Origin of the sequence: Corallococcus macrosporus DSM 14697, assembly GCF_002305895.1 — a bacterium.
In the GTDB taxonomy this organism is placed as follows: domain Bacteria; phylum Myxococcota; class Myxococcia; order Myxococcales; family Myxococcaceae; genus Myxococcus; species Myxococcus macrosporus.
In genome coordinates this window covers 1813470-1830677 of the sequence record NZ_CP022203.1, presented here as the reverse complement: position 1 = coordinate 1830677, position 17208 = coordinate 1813470, and the positions used below count along the sequence as shown (strand labels likewise).

Genomic DNA, 17208 nt, shown 5'->3' with positions numbered 1-17208 from the left:
AGACTGGCCATGGCCATCATCGGACAGCCGCGCAGCTTCCATAAGCGTTTCAAGTTTCTCTGTGAGGCTGACGGCCTCGGGCACTCCGGTTTCCAGAAGTGCAGCGAGTTGTCCGTCGAGGTCGCCAACGTCCAATACTTCGAGGGCGGCAGCCTCATCCCCAACAAGTCCCCGGGGCGCCTCACGTTCTCCGACGTCACCCTCGAGCGCGGCGCCACGCAGGATCACGAACTCTTCGACTGGTTCCAGGACGTCGTGCACACCACGAGCGGACTGGGCCTGCCCGATGCGCTCTACAAGCGCAACCTCGACATCGTCCAGCAAGATAGGGACGGCACCACGTTGCGCCGGTGGAGCCTCTCCCACGCGTGGCCCGTGAAGTTCATCGCCGGGGAGTGGGACAACGAGAGTGACGAGAACGTCATCGAAAGCGTCACCCTCACCTACGACTTCTTCGAGCTGGCCAAGTAGGACTCAGCCAGTCACGTACTTTCCATGAGTGCTGCACCCCGGCGGGCGCCTGACATTGCACAGAGGCGCCCGCTCAGCCCATGAGGGAGCGAACTTCTTCGCGAGAAGAACTTCGGTACACCTCCCACACCAGGGCTTCTTCGTGGCCCAGCCCAGAAAGAGTCGTCCTGGGTGGACCTCGTTGCTGATGCACCACCGCCGAAGCTCCTGCGCACCACTGTGGTGACCTGTCCCGCCACCGTAGAAGCCATGCAGGTCGGCGATCAGGTCCCCGACCCGAGTGCGAAAGCGCTGCGAGGAGCCCGTGTTCCCTCCGACGTAGAGCGGGATACAGGCATCGGTGGGCTCCCCCTCCCAGCCTCGCCGAGAGACCAGATAGACGGCCTTCGACTCTGGAGGCAGGACCTGTTCGTCCATGCACCGCGCCAGCAGCTCTGAAATCCGAAACGACCCTGACCAGACCAACGCGCTCATGAGTCCCCCACGCAGATTTGGTGCTGCGTCTATCGATGTCCCCGATTTGCCGTCCGATGCCTTTGTCCTTCCCGGAGGCAGGACGACATGGCGGACATCATCTCATGCCCCTCGGGGCTGACGGGCCGTATTCGGGGAATGCGAGTGCGGGAGGAGCGCGTCCTCGCGGACAGGAAGCTGGCGAAGAGCGGCGGCCAGGTGGATGAGCTGCTCTCCGCGTGCTGGGAAGATCTGCTGGAAGCAGGCCCCTACGCCTTCGCCGACGGGAGGGTGGATTGGGGCCAGGTGCTGCAGGGGGACCGCTTCTACGCGCTCCTCCAGGTGCGCGTGCTCACCTACGGCCCCGAGTATGCCTTCGCCGTCCCCTGCCAGAATGCTGCCTGCCGGGCCCGCATCGACTGGGAGCTGGACTTGACGCAACTGCCGGTGCGCGCCCTCTCGGACACGAGCCGCGCGGCCTTCATGGCCGGCAACCGATTCGAGACGACGCTGCCGGACTCTGGCACGCGCGTGCGCTTCAAGCTGCTGACGGGGGAGGACGAGCGGCGGCTGCCGCAGCTCCAGCGTGCGGCGCCCGAGAAACTGCTGTCCTCCGTCCTCGCCTACCGGGTGCAGGATGTCGACGGCGTGGACGCGCGCGACAAGCGCCGCTTCCTTGAAGACTTGAGCCTGCGCGACGCCGACTTCCTCGTCGACGAGTTTGACGCCGTCGACTGCGGCGTGGACACCACCCTCGAAGTCGAGTGCCCCGAGTGCCTCATGCGCCAGGAGGTGGAGCTCCCTTTCGACCGGGGCTTCTTCCTTCCGGGGACGCAACGGACGACGAGGCGCCGGGAGCGCTCCACCTCTTCCCCGGTGTGACGCTGGAGACGTGGCGCGAGGGCCTCTTCCAACTGTGCTGGCACCAGCACGGAGGCAGCGGCCTCGCAGCTCCCCTCGGTGACGCCCTGGAGCTGCCCACCTCGGACAGGGACTGGCTGCTCGAACGCATCGGCCAGCAGCGAGCCCAAGAAGCCAAGGCGCTGGAGAAGGCCGCGAAGCGGAGGTAACGCATGCTCAACAACCTCGGCTTGGGCTTCGTCCTTACGGCGAGAGACTTGGCCTCGGGAGTCTTCTCCCAGGTGGAGGTCAACTTCACGCGCATGGACAGGCGCGTGGGGTTGGGCACCGCGCGCATTGAGGGTGCCTTCCAGCGGCTCGGCGTCGCCATGTCCCTCTTCACGGCGGGCGCCGTCACCCTGGGCGCGTCGCTGTCCCTGGCCAACACCGCCGGCCAATTCGAGCAGGCCGTGGCGGGCGTGGGCGCCGTCTCTGGCGCCTCGGCCGAAGTGCTTGGGCAACTCCGTGACGCGGCCATCAAGGCAAGCCTCGCCACGCAATTCACCCCCACCGAGTCCGTGCTGGGCCTGCGCGAGCTCACCCAGGCCGGCTTCACAGCCGCGGAGGCCATGAAGCTGCTGCTGCCGGTGTTGGACCTGGCGGGTGGCTCGCTGGGAGAGCTGACGCCCCAGGGCGCAGCGGGCTTGGCCAGCCAAGCAATGAAGGCCTTCGGCATCTCCACCGACAAGGCCGCTATCTCCGTCGACCAGATGCTCCAAGCCGTCAACGTCTTCGCCTTGAGCGCGAACGAACTACCCCTGGCCCTCGGCACCGCCGCGCGTGGTGCGCAGGCCCTCAATCAGTCCCTGCCCGAGACGCTCATCGCGTTGGGGTTGGTCAAGAATGTCGTCCCCGGCGTGGAGCGCGCCTCCACCGCCGTGGCCGTGGCCATGGAGCGCATGGCGGATCCACAAGTGCAGAAGCACCTGCGTGGACTGGGCGTTGCTGTCACCGACTCCAAGGGCAACTTCCTCTCCTTCCTCGGCATCCTCGACAAGCTGTCGCCCGCCCTTGAGCGCATGACGGCGGCGCAGCGCTCCGCGTTCCTGTTGAAGGCGTTCGGCCGCGAAGCGCTCGGTGGCGTGAATGCCATCCTCACGCAGTTCTCCAACGGCATCCGCAAGGACACCGGCGAAGTCGTCCGAGGCGCCGATGCCCTCAAGTACCTGCGCGACCAGTTCGAGAATGCGGGCGGCACGGCCACGAAGTTCCGCGAGCAGATGCTGGATACCTTCGAGGGGCAGAAGACGCTGTTGTCCGGGAACCTGGAAACGCTGGCCATCGTTCTCGGAGAGCCCTTCAGCCAGGTGCTGAAGCCCCTCGTCACCCTCGTCGCCAGCGCGGTGCAGCAGGTGCTGGGTGTCTTCCAGGCATTGCCCGGCCCGGTGAAGCGCGCCTTCGCAGCCTTCGCGCTCGGAGTTGGTGCCCTCGCTACCCTCGTCGGCTCCGTCATCGCCGCCAAGGTGGGCCTGGCGCTGATGGTGGTGGGCCTCAAGGTGCTGGGCCTCACGCTGGGGGGCCTCCTCGCCACGGTGCTTCCGGCCGTGGGCGCTGTCGTCCTCCTGGGCGTCGCCGCAGCCGGCCTCGCCTACGCCTTCCGTCACAACCTCGGTGGCCTGGGCGACTTCGTCCGGCGTGTGCAGGAGCAGGTGACGCTCGCCTTCCGCGGCCTCGTCCAGCTCTTCGAGGACGGAGGCTTCTCCGGCGCGGTGCGGGAGGAGCTGGGCCGCGCGGAGAGCGCCGGCCTGAAGGACTTCCTCATCAACGTCTACCTGTGGGCACACCGCATCCACAGCTTCTTCTCTGGCATCGCCGACGGCTTCTCCGCTGGCCTGGAGGCCGCGCGCCCCACCCTTGACGCCTTCCAGGCGACGCTGGGGCGGGTGGGCGCGGCGCTGGGCTTCCTCTCCGAGAGGGACGACGCGGCCACCGCCGCCGCGAAGTTCGCTGCCTTCGGCGAGGTGGGGGCTACGGTGGGGCGCGCCCTCGCCCGCGTCTTCGACTTCGTCGTCATGGGCATGACGGCCGGTGCCGAAGTGGCCGAAGGGCTGGCGGGGCAGTGGGGCTACATGAAGGCCGGTGTCGACGTCCTCCTGGGCAGCCTCGCGCACCTGGGCCGCGTCCTCGGTGGGGCGCTCTCTGGCCTCCTAGGCACCAGCTCCGCCGCGAGGGACGGCAGCAGCATCTGGGTGGCCATGGGGCAGGCCATCGGGTTTGCCATCGGCAACATCACCACCGTCGTGGGCGTGCTGGTGTCCGCAGTCTCCCTCGTGGTGTCCGTGGTGGGAGGCGTCCTCAACGCAGCCCTGGCGGCCTTCTCCGGCATCGTCGACGTCTTCTGGGGCGTGGTGTTGACGCTGGGCGGGGCACTCACCGGCAACTGGGCCGAGGCGTGGACAGGGCTGCGGCTCATCGTCTTCGGCACGGTCGACGCCATCTCCGGCGTCCTCCTGGAGCTGGTGGGCGCCATCCTCGGTGTCGTGGACGCGGTGGCGAGCCTCTTCGGTGCGAACACCGGCCTCCAGCAGGCGCTGCGCACGGCCCGACTGGGTCTGCATCGGGACTTGTCCGTCGCCTTCGGCCTTGAGGACTCCAGTGGGGGCGCCGCCACACCCGCCTCCGTCGTCACCACGGCCGCGCCCACCTCGCCGGTGGACTGGCCCCTGGAGTCCTCGTCCATGCCGGCGGTGGCGGCCCTCCAGGCCTCGCTGCCCCAGCCCGAGGTGCTCTCCTCGCAGCCAGCCTCGACTCCCGCCGCGCCCGTCCTCGTGAGTGTCCAGGTGGACGGCGAGGTGCTTGCCCAGGCCACGGCGCGCGCCGAGAGGGACGCCGCCTCCCGCAGCTTCTCCCCCATGGCGTCTTACTGAGAGGCGGGCCCCGACATGTCCATCGCCGCCGGCCTTGCCCGTCCTCCGCGCTGCCTCCTCGTGAATGTCCTCACCGGCGAGGCCATGGAGTGCCTCTTCAACCCCACCCAGCTCACCGAGAAGCTCCAGGTGAATTGGAACCGCCTGGCGGTGCCTGGCCTCTCCCACCAGGTGCTCCAGTTTCAGGGCACCTCCAACCGGCAACTGGCAGGCGTGGAGTTCTACCTCGACGCCTTCTTCGCCACGCAGCAGGCCGACGCCTCCAACATCATGGCGTTCCGCGGCTTCCTGCGTGCCCTCACCGTGCCCCCGGCGGGCACCGAGGGTGTGCTGGCGACGACACCGCCGCGTGTCCTCGTCCTCTGGCCCGGCCTCCTCACCGTGGAGTGCGTCGTCGCCAGCGTGGAGTTCCAGTACCGCCAGCTCGCCGTGGACGGACGCGTCCTCGTCTACACCGCCATCGTCACCTTCGAGGAGGTGCTGGACACCCGCGTCACCTCCGAGCAGCTACGCCAGGAGGTGCCGTAGTGGCCCCTCACGCCGGCAGCCGCTACTCCTTCTCCCTCGGCCTGCGGGACGAGACCGGCCGCCTCTTCCTCTCCGAGAGAGTCCCCTACGGCTTCCAGCCGCACGCGGACACGCGCGTCCACCTCGTGGCGCAGGGCAACTCCCTCTGGGGCCTCGCCGGCCGCTACTTCGCGCCCCTCCCGCGCGCCTGCGGCTTCTGGTGGGCCATCGCCGACTTCCAGCCGGAGCCCATCATCGATGCGACGCTGGAGCTGGAGGTCGGGCGGCGCCTCTACATCCCCTCGCTGCGTGTCCTCACCGACGTCATCCTCAGCGAGCAGCGGCGGAGGGCCAGCGAATGACGCGGCCCCTCGACAGGAGCGCGCCTGGCGTGCGCCTCACGCTGCTGGCACACGAGAAGGCCCGCAGCGGTGAGCCCCTCTCCCTGGAGGGCCGTGTCCTCGGCCTCACCTTCGAGGACTCCGCGACGAAGGCCGACAAGCTGTCCCTCCAGTTGGACAACTTCGACCTGGCGCTCTTCGACAGGGCCGAGTTGGTGGGCGGCACGGTGCTGGAGGTGTCCTGGGGCTACCCGGGTCTCATGGCCCCGCCGCGGCGAGTCGTCATCAAGAAGCTGAAAGGCTTCCAACTCCTCACCGTCGAGGGCCAGGCGCTCTCCGCCCTCATGCACCGCGAGGCGAAGGCGCGCACCTGGAAGGGCAAGACGCGCGCTCAGGTGGTGCGCGAGGTGGCCGCCGAGTACGGCTACGAGGAGGACTCCGTCCACGTCGAGGACACCGGAGAGACCTTCGACACCATCCACCAGGCCGGGGAGACAGACGCGCGCTTTCTGCGGCGCCTGGCCGCGCGGGAGGAGTTCGAGTTCCACGTCGACGACAAGGGCCTCACCTTCGGCCCGCGTAACCAGGCCGCCGCGCCTGCCCAGGTGCTGTGGTGGTACGCCGACGCGGGCCGGGGCGACATCCTCTCCGTCAACGTCGAGTCGGAGCTGGGCCGCCGCGTGGGCAAGGTGGACGTGCGTGGCCGGGACGCCATGGCCAAGGCGAACATCGAGGCCGAGTCGAGCAGTGGCACGGTGGAGCGCACCACCCTCGCGGACTTCCTCGAGGTGGTGGACAAGCGCACGGGCACCACGTCGCTGCAGCTCCGCAACAGCACCACCAGCGTCCAGCCCACCTCCGCCTCGACACCTGCTCAAGCCCAGCGCGAGTCCGAGGCCCGCTTCCGACGCGCGGAAGCCGGCACGGTGAAGCTGTCCCTCCAGGTGGTGGGCAACCCCGCCTTGCGCGCCAAGTCCGTGGTGGAGGTGCGCGGCATCTCCAGCTTCCTCTCCGGGAAGTATTACGTCACCGAGGCGAAGCACGTCCTCTCCTCCTCCGGCTACACCACGGACTTGAAGCTGTCGCGCGACGGCACCGGCCGCCGGCAGCAAGCCAGCCCCGAGAAGCAAGGCCAGCCCCAGGGCGGCCAGCCCAACACCAGCGCGCCCGACACGACGGGGGCGCTGAAGGAAGTCGAGGCCTTCGAGAGGGACACCGGCACCCGGTACATCGAGTACCGCCGCGACGGGCAGCCCATCGGTGTCGAGGACCCCGAAGCCGGAATGAGTCTCCCCAGGTAGCGAGCCCACCATGAGCACCTTCGACGACGACATCCTCGCCCATGACACGCGCCTGCTCGGCATGTACGTGGGCTACGTCACCAGCCGCGACGACGAGGCACAGCTCGGCCGCGTCCGCGTGTGCATCCCCGGTGTCCTCGAGCCCGAGTCCGCCTGGGCCTGGCCCCTGGGCACCTCCGGCGGGGGCGCCAAGGACACGGGCTTCTTCGCGGTGCCGCACGTGGGCGCGGAGGTGGCCGTCTTCTTCAACCAGGGCGACGTCGACGCGCCCTACTACCTCAGCGCGCACTGGGGAAAGCCGGGCGGACAGAGCGAGGTGCCCGAAGAGGCCCAGGTGTCTCCGCCCGACAACCGCGTCCTCGCCACGCCCACCTTCCGCGTCGAGTTGGACGAGTCCGCGGGGAAGAAGAAGCTGAAGCTCACCAACCGGAAGACGGGCGACTGCCTCACCTTCGACGCGGAGGAGAACACCGTCACCCTGGAGGCCACCACCGCCCTCACCCTGCGCGCGGTCGGCGCCATCTCCCTGGAGGCGGCCCAAGTCACCATCGCCGGGCGTGTGGTGCGCCCCATTGCCGAGCCCATTTGAGGACGCCCATGGCGCTGCCCATCTGCATCCACATCCCTCCCCTGCCCGAGGCGCCAACCCTCACCCTGCCTGGCGGCGCCACCTTGCAGCACCACCAGCTCCTGCAGGCCGTCCAGCCGGCGCTCGCGACGCTCACGCCCCTCTTCGACATCATCGGCGCGGTGCTCGCTGTCTTCGAAGTCGTGAAGGCGATACCGGATGCGCTGGGGCCGCCGCCGGACCCGACAGCCATCGCCGCGGCCCTGCCGAACCTGGCCGAGAAGGTGTCCAAGCTGCTCCGCCTCGTCCCCCAGCTCTCGGTGCCAGTCGCGGTGGTGGGCGTCATCGACATCGTCCTGGGCGAGCTGGGCCATGCCCGTGGCCAGCTCCTCCACCTGCAACTGCGCCTGTCGAGCGTCGGGCAGGCCCGGCTGCGCGCCGCCCAGCTTGGAGACGCGGGCCTCCTGGCTGTGGCCGGCTGCGCGGAGGCCAACGTCGCGCAGGAGGCCGTCAACGTCGGCAAGGCCCTGGCCGCCCTCTCTCAGCTCATGGCCCTCCTCAACGTCCTCCTCGGCCTGGTGGGCGGCCCCCAGGTGCCGGACTTCTCCAGCCTCGAAGGCCCGCTCGATGGCGCCATCGCACCACTCGACGCCATCGTCCGCACGCTGCAGCAGGTGCGCGCGGCCATCCCCCTTCCGTGAGGACACCATGAGTCGAGTGCTCCAGAATCTCCTCGTCCCCTTCGGCCGAGACAAAAAGCGGGACTTCGCCTCCGGCACCGGGGCCGAGCTGCTCGCCTCGAAGGTGCGGCAGGTGCTGCTGACGGAAGGCACCACGCCCCACTCCACAGGCGAGCTCCCCTGGCGCACCAGCTTCGGCGCGGGCCTCTCGCGCCTTCGCCACCAGCGCAACGACACGGTGCTGGCGGAGCTGGCGCGCGTGTACGTCCGTGACGCGCTCGCGCGCTGGCTGCCTGGCGTCCAGCTCGTGCAGATCCGCGTCGAGCAGGACGCAGCCATACTGACGCTTCATGTGCGCGTGCGCGAGGGCGACACGGCAGCGGATTTCGACGTTCCCCTCCAGCGGGGACCTTGAGCCGCGAGTAGCAGCGTTGCATCCACCTCACGCCGGAAACTCCGCTCACGTCCTGTTACAGATTCGTCAAACACGATTCGTGCTCTACAGGCACGAGGGCGATCTGCCCCTTGTCATGAATGTCCCAGCGCAGCTTCGGACGCCCGTTCTTGGTCTCCCTCACGAAGGAGGCATATGCGAGGACAATCCGGTCTTCCTCCCACGCGGAGCGGAACTTCGGCACCACACTGTGCTTCACCCAGAAAGCTGCTGAGGAGCGGTCACGCGTGCGGATGTTGAGCCAATTCATCGCATTGCCATGGCTGACGCTATGTAAACGGCCCCACCACAGCATTGGTTCGCTTCCCTCGTCCGCACCGTCAATCAGATGGATGGGACGGATGAAGTCGCGAAGTCGCCCACCTGTCGCAAAGGGATTTTCGAGCAAGGCGGGCAGGCTGTCCGCGATCTGCTGAACACTGACCCGGGCACTCGAGCGTGAGCGTGCAACTCCTGAAGCGACGCGTGGCCGCGCCATTTTGCGTTCATGGTCGAGAGAAGAGCCCATCTCTCCACCCAGGTGTTGCCGCGCACGCTATTTGAGGGACGGACGCCTGCTCTCGCGCACACTGGTTGAGGGACTCCCGAGGAGAGGCTCCGTAAATGCCATCACAGAGCCGGACCACCAGAAATCTCGCTCGTGATGGGACCCAAGCCATTGACGCGACAGCAGATTCCGCGAGAAGCGGAACTGATTGCTCCCATCCTGCGGTTCTCCGGTCGAGTCAGGGCTGCCCGAAGGGCACCGCCGGAGGCGGCCAAGGCCTTGACGCGACTGGGGAACCGTAGTCCCGAGGCCATCAACCAAGCGGCTCACCGGACCATCAACAAAGGTGCGCGGCAACACCAGTCCACGCGGGGCTTCGCGGGCTGGCAGCCAAACGGGTACCAGCGTCGTCTCTGGCCCGGAAACAAAGGACGGGCGTCCTGATGGAGTGGCGCCGCGCTCCGTAGCGCTGGCCTTCGATGGGCGCTCGGAACATGGAACATGGTCATAGCCAGGGTAATGCGACAGGCGCGCTACGCGGCCACCGAGTGTCCTCTCCCCGTCGGTGGGCGACCTGTAAACCGGCACGCCACACCGGCCGCAGAAGCAATGGTCGACGTGCTTGGTGCCGATGTCCTCAATCAGGAGGCGAGTTCCTCGAAGCATCACCTCGTCAGGCGGGTGGCGTCGGAAGTCGAACGTCGGGCAGAACCACGCTGCATCCATGCTGGAAGGACTCCTCACGTCGATGGGAATTCGCACACCAGTTGATGTGCCCCATCCTACCTGTGGCCGGAGCGCCAGGTACTGAAGCGCTTGGGCCTCGTACGAGGACGACGAGGCAGCTTCCAACGCCAAGCACCGTCCCCATGTCCCCGAAAAAAGTGGGCTGCAGGCCTTTGTCTCCCGGTGGAGGCCTTCGCCGACGTGCCACTTCTGCCCGCGTCCACTGACTACACCCATCGCGACTTCGACGCCCTGCGCGCGCGCCTCGTGGCTCTCGTGAAGAGTGTCTTCCCGGACTGGACGGACTTCGACGTCGCCAGCTTCGGCAACCTGCTCCTGGAGATGTACGCCTTCGTCGGCGACGTCCTCGGCTTCTACCAGGGCCACCTCGCCCGCGAGTCGCGCCTCGTTTCGGCCACCCAGCGCCGCAACGTCATCGCCCTGGCGCGCATGCTGGGCTACCGGCTTCACGGTGCCCAGGCGGCCACGGCCGAGGTGGAGCTGCGCCTGGCCCAGCCTCCTGCAGCCCCCGTCACCTTCCCCGCCGGTACCGTCGTCCGCACCCAGGAGGTGACGGAGGCCGTCCGCTTCCAGCTCCTCTCGTCCGTCACCATTCCGGCCGGCGCCAACCCGCCGCGCGTCCTGGCCGTGGCCGAGCACTCGAAGACGCACACCCAGCTCTTCGACGCTCGCGGCCTCGCCGACTTCGAGGCGCACCTGGACTTCGCCCCCTACCTCGACGGCTCCGCCCGGGTGTCCACCGCCCAGGGTGCCTTCACCGAGGTGGACACCTTCCTCAACTCCCGCGCCAACGACGCTCACTTCCTCGTCTCGGTTGACCAGGGAGACAAGGCCACCGTCCGCTTCGGCACCGGCACCAACGGCCTGCCGCCCGCTGGCACCGTGGCGGTGGTGTACAAAACGGGTGGCGGCGCCGCCGGCAACGTGGACGCGGGGCGCCTCGTCGTCCTGGAGGGCAGCTTCCGCGACGCCCACGGCCACGCGGTGCAGGTGTCCGTCCACAACCCCGCCCCCGCCTCGGGCGGCGCGGACAGGCAGACGGTGGCCTCCGCGAAGCTGCTCGCCCCCGAGAGTCTCCGGGCCCTGACGCGCACCGTCTCCCGCGAGGACTTCGAAATCAACGCCCGGCGCCTGCCCGGCGTGGCGCGTGCCCTCATGCTGACGTCCAACGAGGACGCCTCCGTTGGCGAGAACGCCGGCATCCTCTACGTGGTGCCCCAGGGCGGCGGAGTCCCCACGCCAGCCCTCAAGGCCCAGGTGCTGCGGCAAGTCACCGAAGTCTACCCCTGCACCCTCACCTTCCAGGTCAGCGTCCAGGAGCCGGTGTACCGGCGCGTGGACGTCTCCGCGCGCCTCTTCCTGCGCCAGGGCGCTTCGGCCCAGGACGTCGCCTCGCGCGTTCGCCAGGCGCTCGCCGTGCACTTCCGCGTCAGCGAGCCGGACGGCACACCCAACCCGCGCATCGACTTCGGCTTCAACCTCAAGGACGCCCAGGGCTTCCCGGCCGGAGAGGTGGCCTGGTCCGACGTCTTCAACGTCATCCGCGACGTGCCCGGAGTGCGGAAGCTGGGCGACGCGCGCATGGACCTGACACTCAACGGCCTGCCCGCGGACGTGAAGCTGACGGTGCGGGAGCTGCCGGTGCTGGGCAGCGTCACCCTGCAGGACGGGGACACCGGAGGGCTCCTCTGACATGGCCCTCCTCAACCCCAGCTTCGAGGACGCGGGCGCCCGGCCCGGCGAGGCCGCGCACTGGACGCTGACGGCGGTGACGCACCTTGAAGCCCTCGCGGGCTTCGGTGTGCCGGAGGAGTCCTGCGAGGACTTCGAGCGCTGGTACGTGTGGCACGCCGCCCTCTCCGACGTCCCTGTGGCCCTCGCCTTCTTCTCCGGCCAGCGCGACGGCTTCGAGGCCTTCTCCCGGGGCTGGGGCAACGACGGCTTCCTCTTCGAGCTGCCGCCCGCGCAACTCGTCCCGCACCGCTTCGAGGGGGACGTCGTCGAGACGTGGGGCCAGGCCCCCTTCCTCACCGACTGGGCGGACGTCACCTCCGTGCCGGGCCTCTTCAACGACTCGCCGCGCGAGGACTTCGAGCAGCGCTGGCACACCAACGAGGCCTACGCCTGGCGCTGGGAGGACGTGACGGCGCGCGTGGCCCTCTTCAACACCACGCAGCCCTCCGAGGACTTCGACACCGGGTGGCCTCTGGCCGCCACGCAGTGAGGACACCATGGCACTCGCAGACTGGACTTACCTCAATGGCGGCCTGGACATCGCCACCGTGGACAGGGGCGTGACGGCGGGCATTGCCCGTCCCCCGGGCGGCGGCAACTTCCTCTTCGCCTTCAACTCGTTGTCGGCCGCGCAGGGCTCCGTCGCCCTCTTCGCCAACCTTCCCGACTTCGCCCCCATGGCCAAGGGAGGCAGCGTCCGCGGCTGCCTCCAGCGCGGGCCGGGCGGCGGCCCCACCGGCTTCTCCCCCTTCCTCTTCCTCTGCGGACAGGGCACTTCCGTCAACGACTCCGCCTACCTCCTGGGCCTCTCCGATGACGAGCCGCACCGGGTGGTGCTCCGCAAGGGCGCGGTGGCCACGGGCCTGCCCGATGCGGACGGTCCCGGCGTCCTGCTGAAGTCCTCGGCCAGCTTCACGCAGGGCACCTGGCTGCACCTGCGGCTGGACGTCGTCGTCAACGCCAACGGCGACGTCGTCCTCAAGGCCTTCCAGAATGACTTGGCCGCGCACCCGCTCGGCACGCCTCCCGACTGGCAGCCCGTGCTGGGCATGGCCGACTTCATCGACGACGCCCTCGGCATCAACTCCGGCAGCCAGCCCCTCACCTCCGGCCGGGGCGGCTTCGGCTTCGCGGTGAAGGACGTCACGCGCCGCGCCTACTTCGACTCGCTCGAGCTCTCCCGGCAGGTGTGAAGCCATGGCCCTCACCGCATTCACCAGTCGCCTGGGCCGGGGGCAGGGCCGCATTCGGCCCCAGCGGGCCGCGCCCGCCTCGGGCGAGTACCTCTTCGTCCTGGGCGACGAGGAGCCTGGACGCCGCTTCGAGCTGGGCCCCGGAGACTTCGCCGAGGTGACGCAAGCGGTGGACGTCACGGGCGTGGCGCTCGTCCGCTGTGCCTTGCGCCTCCGTGTGCCGCCAGGCGTCCCGGCGGGCCTGGCCTGGGAAGCGTCCCTCGTCGTGGGAGGGGTGAAGTACGCCCGCTGCCTCGGGCGCCCCGGCCGCGAGCGCCTCGTCGGGGACATGGCCGCCAACATCTCGAAGCTCTCCGGCGTCCACACGGTGGGCGTCCGCCTGGAGCTCATCTCCCCGTGAGGAAGCCCCATGGCCACGGTTGAGCTGCCCGCCCTCTACGTCGACACCGTCTCCCTCTTCGCCGAGACGCGCCGCCCCCTCCTCCTCAACCGCGCTCCGGGCCCCGAGGAGGCGGATGTCCCCGTCGATGCCGCGCTGGAGCTGGAGCTGGTGGACGTCGGCGCGGACGGCATTGCCCGGGCGACCACGCGCGTCTGGGGTATCCGCTGCACGAGCCCCGTCTTCCGTGGGCCGGGCGGACGCCGCATGCTGGCGGGGTGAATGAGACGCTTTCAGCGCGGCGGCGACTGCTCTTCGGACGAGGCCGCAACCGGCGCCGGGACGGTGAGTTCGCCCACCTCGGCGTCGAGTTCGGCGGGGAGGAGGCGAGCGCGCGTGGCGGCCCAGTACTTGGGGGCGAGTTCCAGGTAGCGCTCGCGGGGCCAGTAGGCCAGCACGCGCAGGACGTCGCGCAGGTAGGCCTCCGGCTCGAGTCCGTGCAGCCGCGCGGTGGCGATGAGGGTGAAGAGGTGGCCGGCGCGCTCGGCATGGTCATCGCTCCCGACGAAGAGCCAAGCCTTGCGTCCGACGGCAATCCTCCTCAACTCTCTCTCGCTGCGGTTGTTCTCAAGCAGCAGCCGTCCGTCGTCGAGGAAGCAGCGCAGCGCCTCGCGCTGGCGCAGGGCGTAGCCGAGGGCCCGGCGCAAGAGGCCGCGCTGCTCCCGCACCTTCTCGTACTCTTCCTGGGCCCAGACGAAGAAGGCGTCCACGTGTGCACGCAGGTGGGCATGCCTCAGCCGGTGAATCTCCTCCGGGGGCTTGTCCCTCCACGTGTCTTCGAGTTGGAAGAGGCGGCTGATGCGCGCCAGCCCCTCCCTGGCGACGACGTCCTTGGCCATCGCCGCCTCCCAGAAGCCCCGGCGGCAGTGCGCCCAGCACGCCACCTCCTGACACACCCCCTCCTCGCCGTCAGCGGGCGCGTCCTCGGCGGGTCGGAAGAGGGCGTTGTAGACGCTCTTGGCGTCGGCCTGCACGTAGCCCTTGAAGCCCTTGAAGAGCTCCAGCACCGCGGCGCTCGTCTCCTTCGGCGTGTACTCGAAGAAGACGGCGTCCCTGTCGACTACCTGGACGAAGTAGTGGCCGCGTCGGCACGCCTGGCGCTGCCCCTCGGCGGGGGCCGGCTGCACCGCCACGCCCGTGGCGTCGGTGGCGATGCAGAAGGCGGTGGCCAGCGCCTCCTCGCGCATGGCGGCCACCACGGTGGTGCCCAGGGTGGCGCCCATGTCCTCCAGCCACCGCGCCATCGTCCCCCTGTCCACCGCCACGCCGTCGCGGGCCAGGCGCTTCTCCATGCGGAACAACGGCAGTCCGTCGCAGTACTTCTCGGTGGCCAGGTGGGCCAGCAGCGAGGGCGCCGCCAGGCAGCGGAAGAAGACTTCCTTGGGCGCCATGGCCGAGGCCAGCGTGGCCTCCCCGTCGGCCCCCACGGTGCGGTACTTCACCCGGGCGATGACGAGGCGCCGCATACCGCCGCGCTGCCAGGCCAGCTTGCAGCTCTCCTCGAAGCCGATTTTCTCCGCCTTCCCCTGGGCCACCAGCTCGTCGAAGAGAGGGTCCGCAATCTCCACCCGCCTCTCTTCCAGCGGCAGACTCTTCAAGTCCCGCCGGCCCTTGGGCTTGGACTTCTGCTTCGCCCCCGCGCCGCCTGACGCCTCCGCCGAGGCCATGCCCAGCGTGCCGGCCACCTCTTCCAGCGCGCGCAGCTTCTGGGCGAATTCCAACTCCAACTGCTGAGTGTCCACCCGCTCCGCCTTGGCCATGAAGAGGCGGCGCTTGAGTAACTCCAACTCCAGCCGCAGCCTCTCGTGCGAGGCTTTCAGCACGTCCCGCTCCCTCTCCAACTGCGCGGCGCGCTGCCTCTCGGCGCTCAACAGCGCCTCGAGCTCGGCGATGCGCGCCTGCGCGGAAATGGGAGACTCGTGCGTGGACACCGCGGCCTTGTAACCACTCGCCACCGCGCTGTCGACACCTGCCTGGTGCCCCCGCGCGGTGGTGCGCCTGGCGCCTCTCAATGTGGGCGAGGGCCCCGCCTGGGCGCCTCCACGCGCAGCCCGTCCAGCAACTCCTCCAGCACGTGCTCCTCCACCGCCAGGCTGGTAGCGCCTTCCTCCAACCCTCGCGGCACCTGGAAGCAGCCGGTGTCCAGCCGCTTGTAGAAGAGGCACAGCCCCGTCCCGTCGTAGAAGAGTACCTTCAGCGCCGTGCGCCGCTTGCCGAAGAAGACGAAGAGGGCGCCGCTGCGCGGCTTGCGTCCCAGCCTCTCCTCCACCAACCCCGACAGCCGCTCGAAGCCCCAGCGCAAGTCAATCGGCTCCAGGCCCAGGAAGATTTCGACGCCGTGCGGAATCATCGCGCCCCGCCCCGGCTCGCCGCACCCAGCGCCGCCAGCGCTACACCCACCGTCGCCACGTCCGCCCCCGCCGGCACCAGCACCCGCGCCCCGTGTGCCTCAATGACGACGAGTCCTGCACCCGGTGCGGCTTCGACGCGGGCTGGGGACGAAACCAGCCTCACCAGCGGCACCGCCGCCTCCTCTTCTCCACGCCCCGCCTTCGCCAGTCGACTCGACCACCGGTACAGCGGGCTGGGCGTGAACTCCTTCCCACGGCAGTACTCCTCCGCGCTCAGCCCACTGGTGCGCCACTCCTCCACTCGCTTCTTCCACAGCTCCGCATTCGCCATGCGCGCCACCTTGCGCGCTCCGGCTCATCCCCTCCAGACGGGGCTCGTGCAGCGGATACCGTCTGGGTGGACGACGTCCTCGCCTTCGAGGGAGGGGCCAGCGTCGAGGTGGCGCCTGCCTTCGCGGGGCCACTCGCGGAGGTGAGGCAGACGGCGGACACCCTGCGTGTGGTGCTCCACCCGGCGGTGCCGCTGGCCAGCCAGGCCACCGTCTCCGTGCGCGTCGTCTCCGCCACGGCCGGCGGCGAGAACCTCCTTGACGAGACGTACACCTTCACCGTGGAAGACAGGACGGCCCCGCGCCTCGTGGGCGCGCAGGCCGTGGGACCCAAGTCGGTGCGCCTCGCCTTCGACGAGGACGTGCGGGTGCCGCCCACGGCGCGCTTCACCTTCACGCCTCGTGGCGCCCCCGCAGTCCCTGTGGCCGCCCTCGAGGCCGCTGCCGACGGCCCCCTCGTCCACCTCGTCCTCGACACGGAGCTGACGCCGGACGTGGTTTACGAAGTGCGTGCAGAGGCCGTGACGGACACGCACGACAACCCTGTGCTCGCCCCCTACCACCGCGCCACCTTCGCGGGCTTCCGTCCAGCTCGGCCGTCCTCCCGGAGCTTCCAGCTCTGGGACATGCTGCCGGGCCACAACCGCCGCGACGACGTGACGGGGGACTTGCGCCGCTTCATCTCCTGTCTCCAGGAGGTGACCGACCTGCTCCTCGCGGACCTGGACGCCTTCCCCGACGTCTTCGACTTGGAGCGCGCTCCGGAGGCCTTCCTCGACGCCATCCTCCTGGACTTGGGCAACCCCTTCGCCTTCGAGCTGGACGTCCTCGCCCGGCGCCGGCTGGCCTCCGTCCTCGTGGACATGTATCGCCAGAAGGGCACCGCGCTGGGCCTGCGCAACGCCATCCGCTTCTTCTTGGGGATCGAGGTGCGGGCCATCTCCCCTTTCGCCTCGGACACCCTCGTGCTGGGCGAGTCCGAGCTGGGCGTGGACTGGGTGCTGGGGCCCTCGGAGCGCTTCGCCCGCTACGCCTTCAACGTCGAGGTGGAGCGCCTCCTCTCGCCCGCGGAGCGCCAGCGCCTGCGCACCCTCGTCGAGTACCTCAAGCCCGCGCACACCCACTTCGTGGACTTGGTGGAGCCCCTGCCGCCCATTCTCCCCGAGCATTGGGAGCTGGGACTCAGCGAGCTGGGCGAGACGACGACGCTGCACTGAAGGCCCTGCGGCATGTCCCCGATTTTTCGCGCCATGCCTTTGCACTCCACTGGAGGGCGCAGGCATGAGCAACCGGCTGGACCTCTTCAGCTAACCGCAGCAGAGACAGAGTCCTGTGAACAAGATCATGATGGGATGGGACATCAGACAATCGAGAGCTAAAAAACAA

Annotated in this window: 20 protein-coding genes; 16 read left to right on the top strand and 4 right to left on the bottom strand. The window is 69.2% G+C overall.

Features of this window, described 5'->3' with window-relative positions:
* Positions 1-9: 9 nt before the first annotated feature.
* The 10 genes from MYMAC_RS07735 to MYMAC_RS07690 all read left to right on the top strand — a co-directional run bounded on the left by MYMAC_RS07735 (position 10) and on the right by MYMAC_RS07690 (position 8503).
* Entirely contained in the window at positions 10-471 is a 462-nt protein-coding gene (locus MYMAC_RS07735; protein WP_095957597.1) for a phage tail protein, read from the top strand.
* 561 nt (positions 472-1032) lie between these two features.
* Positions 1033-1806, top strand: coding sequence for a T4 family baseplate hub assembly chaperone (locus tag MYMAC_RS07730; RefSeq protein ID WP_095957596.1), 774 nt, complete (start codon positions 1033-1035; stop codon positions 1804-1806).
* Positions 1803-1994 (top strand): hypothetical protein, encoded by a 192-nt coding sequence (locus MYMAC_RS07725; protein WP_046711595.1) that lies wholly within the window; start codon positions 1803-1805, stop codon positions 1992-1994. The genes MYMAC_RS07730 and MYMAC_RS07725 overlap by 4 nt, the downstream gene beginning before the upstream one ends.
* Before the next feature lie 3 nt (positions 1995-1997).
* The gene (locus MYMAC_RS07720) at positions 1998-4691 is read left to right on the top strand and encodes a phage tail tape measure protein (protein ID WP_095957595.1); all 2694 of its coding nucleotides are present in this window, start codon (positions 1998-2000) and stop codon (positions 4689-4691) included.
* Positions 4692-4706: 15 nt separating this feature from the next.
* Positions 4707-5219: a CIS tube protein gene (locus MYMAC_RS07715; RefSeq protein ID WP_095957594.1), complete on the top strand. Its 513-nt coding sequence runs from the start codon at positions 4707-4709 to the stop codon at positions 5217-5219.
* Positions 5219-5560 (top strand): hypothetical protein, encoded by a 342-nt coding sequence (locus MYMAC_RS07710; RefSeq protein WP_095957593.1) that lies wholly within the window; start codon positions 5219-5221, stop codon positions 5558-5560. Before MYMAC_RS07715 ends, MYMAC_RS07710 begins: the two co-directional genes overlap by 1 nt.
* Entirely contained in the window at positions 5557-6840 is a 1284-nt protein-coding gene (locus MYMAC_RS07705) for a phage late control D family protein (protein WP_095957592.1), read from the top strand. The genes MYMAC_RS07710 and MYMAC_RS07705 overlap by 4 nt, the downstream gene beginning before the upstream one ends.
* Positions 6841-6850: 10 nt before the next feature.
* Positions 6851-7429 (top strand): phage baseplate assembly protein V, encoded by a 579-nt coding sequence (locus MYMAC_RS07700; RefSeq protein ID WP_095957591.1) that lies wholly within the window; start codon positions 6851-6853, stop codon positions 7427-7429.
* 8 nt (positions 7430-7437) lie between these two features.
* Complete coding sequence (locus MYMAC_RS07695; RefSeq protein WP_095957590.1) at positions 7438-8109, top strand: hypothetical protein; 672 nt, start codon at positions 7438-7440, stop codon at positions 8107-8109.
* 7 nt (positions 8110-8116) lie between these two features.
* Positions 8117-8503 carry a GPW/gp25 family protein gene (locus tag MYMAC_RS07690; RefSeq protein WP_095957589.1) on the top strand — a complete coding sequence of 129 codons (387 nt, stop codon included), beginning with the start codon at positions 8117-8119 and terminating at the stop codon, positions 8501-8503.
* A gap of 55 nt (positions 8504-8558) precedes the next feature.
* On the opposite strand, the gene MYMAC_RS36700 is transcribed toward MYMAC_RS07690, so the two are convergent.
* Positions 8559-9050: a hypothetical protein gene (locus MYMAC_RS36700; RefSeq protein WP_157757468.1), complete on the bottom strand. Its 492-nt coding sequence runs from the start codon at positions 9048-9050 to the stop codon at positions 8559-8561.
* Between the two features lie 888 nt (positions 9051-9938).
* Here MYMAC_RS36700 and MYMAC_RS07685 point away from each other — a divergent pair.
* The 5 genes from MYMAC_RS07685 to MYMAC_RS07665 are packed head-to-tail and all read left to right on the top strand — an operon-like array spanning position 9939 to position 13364.
* Entirely contained in the window at positions 9939-11468 is a 1530-nt protein-coding gene (locus MYMAC_RS07685; protein WP_204817468.1) for a baseplate J/gp47 family protein, read from the top strand.
* A 1-nt stretch (position 11469) separates the two neighbouring features.
* Entirely contained in the window at positions 11470-12000 is a 531-nt protein-coding gene (locus MYMAC_RS07680) for a hypothetical protein (RefSeq protein WP_095957588.1), read from the top strand.
* 7 nt (positions 12001-12007) lie between these two features.
* Entirely contained in the window at positions 12008-12703 is a 696-nt protein-coding gene (locus tag MYMAC_RS07675) for a hypothetical protein (RefSeq protein WP_095957587.1), read from the top strand.
* A gap of 4 nt (positions 12704-12707) precedes the next feature.
* Positions 12708-13103: a hypothetical protein gene (locus MYMAC_RS07670; protein ID WP_095957586.1), complete on the top strand. Its 396-nt coding sequence runs from the start codon at positions 12708-12710 to the stop codon at positions 13101-13103.
* Between the two features lie 9 nt (positions 13104-13112).
* Positions 13113-13364, top strand: coding sequence for a hypothetical protein (locus MYMAC_RS07665; RefSeq protein ID WP_095957585.1), 252 nt, complete (start codon positions 13113-13115; stop codon positions 13362-13364).
* Positions 13365-13375: 11 nt separating this feature from the next.
* On the opposite strand, the gene tnpC is transcribed toward MYMAC_RS07665, so the two are convergent.
* From tnpC to tnpA, 3 genes are read right to left on the bottom strand one after another with little or no spacing between them, the layout of a single operon-like run.
* Positions 13376-15097 carry an IS66 family transposase gene (gene tnpC, locus MYMAC_RS07660; RefSeq protein WP_239989013.1) on the bottom strand — a complete coding sequence of 574 codons (1722 nt, stop codon included), beginning with the start codon at positions 15095-15097 and terminating at the stop codon, positions 13376-13378.
* 53 nt (positions 15098-15150) lie between these two features.
* On the bottom strand, positions 15151-15492 hold the full coding sequence (tnpB, locus tag MYMAC_RS07655) for an IS66 family insertion sequence element accessory protein TnpB (protein ID WP_013938504.1): 342 nt from the start codon (positions 15490-15492) through the stop codon (positions 15151-15153).
* Positions 15489-15824 carry an IS66 family insertion sequence element accessory protein TnpA gene (gene tnpA / locus MYMAC_RS07650; protein WP_082207158.1) on the bottom strand — a complete coding sequence of 112 codons (336 nt, stop codon included), beginning with the start codon at positions 15822-15824 and terminating at the stop codon, positions 15489-15491. The genes tnpB and tnpA overlap by 4 nt, the downstream gene beginning before the upstream one ends.
* Before the next feature lie 66 nt (positions 15825-15890).
* Between tnpA and MYMAC_RS07645 the strand changes: the two genes are divergently transcribed.
* Positions 15891-17039, top strand: a complete 1149-nt coding sequence (locus tag MYMAC_RS07645) for a phage tail protein (protein WP_239989399.1) — start codon at positions 15891-15893, stop codon at positions 17037-17039.
* The last annotated feature ends 169 nt before the right edge of the window (positions 17040-17208 follow it).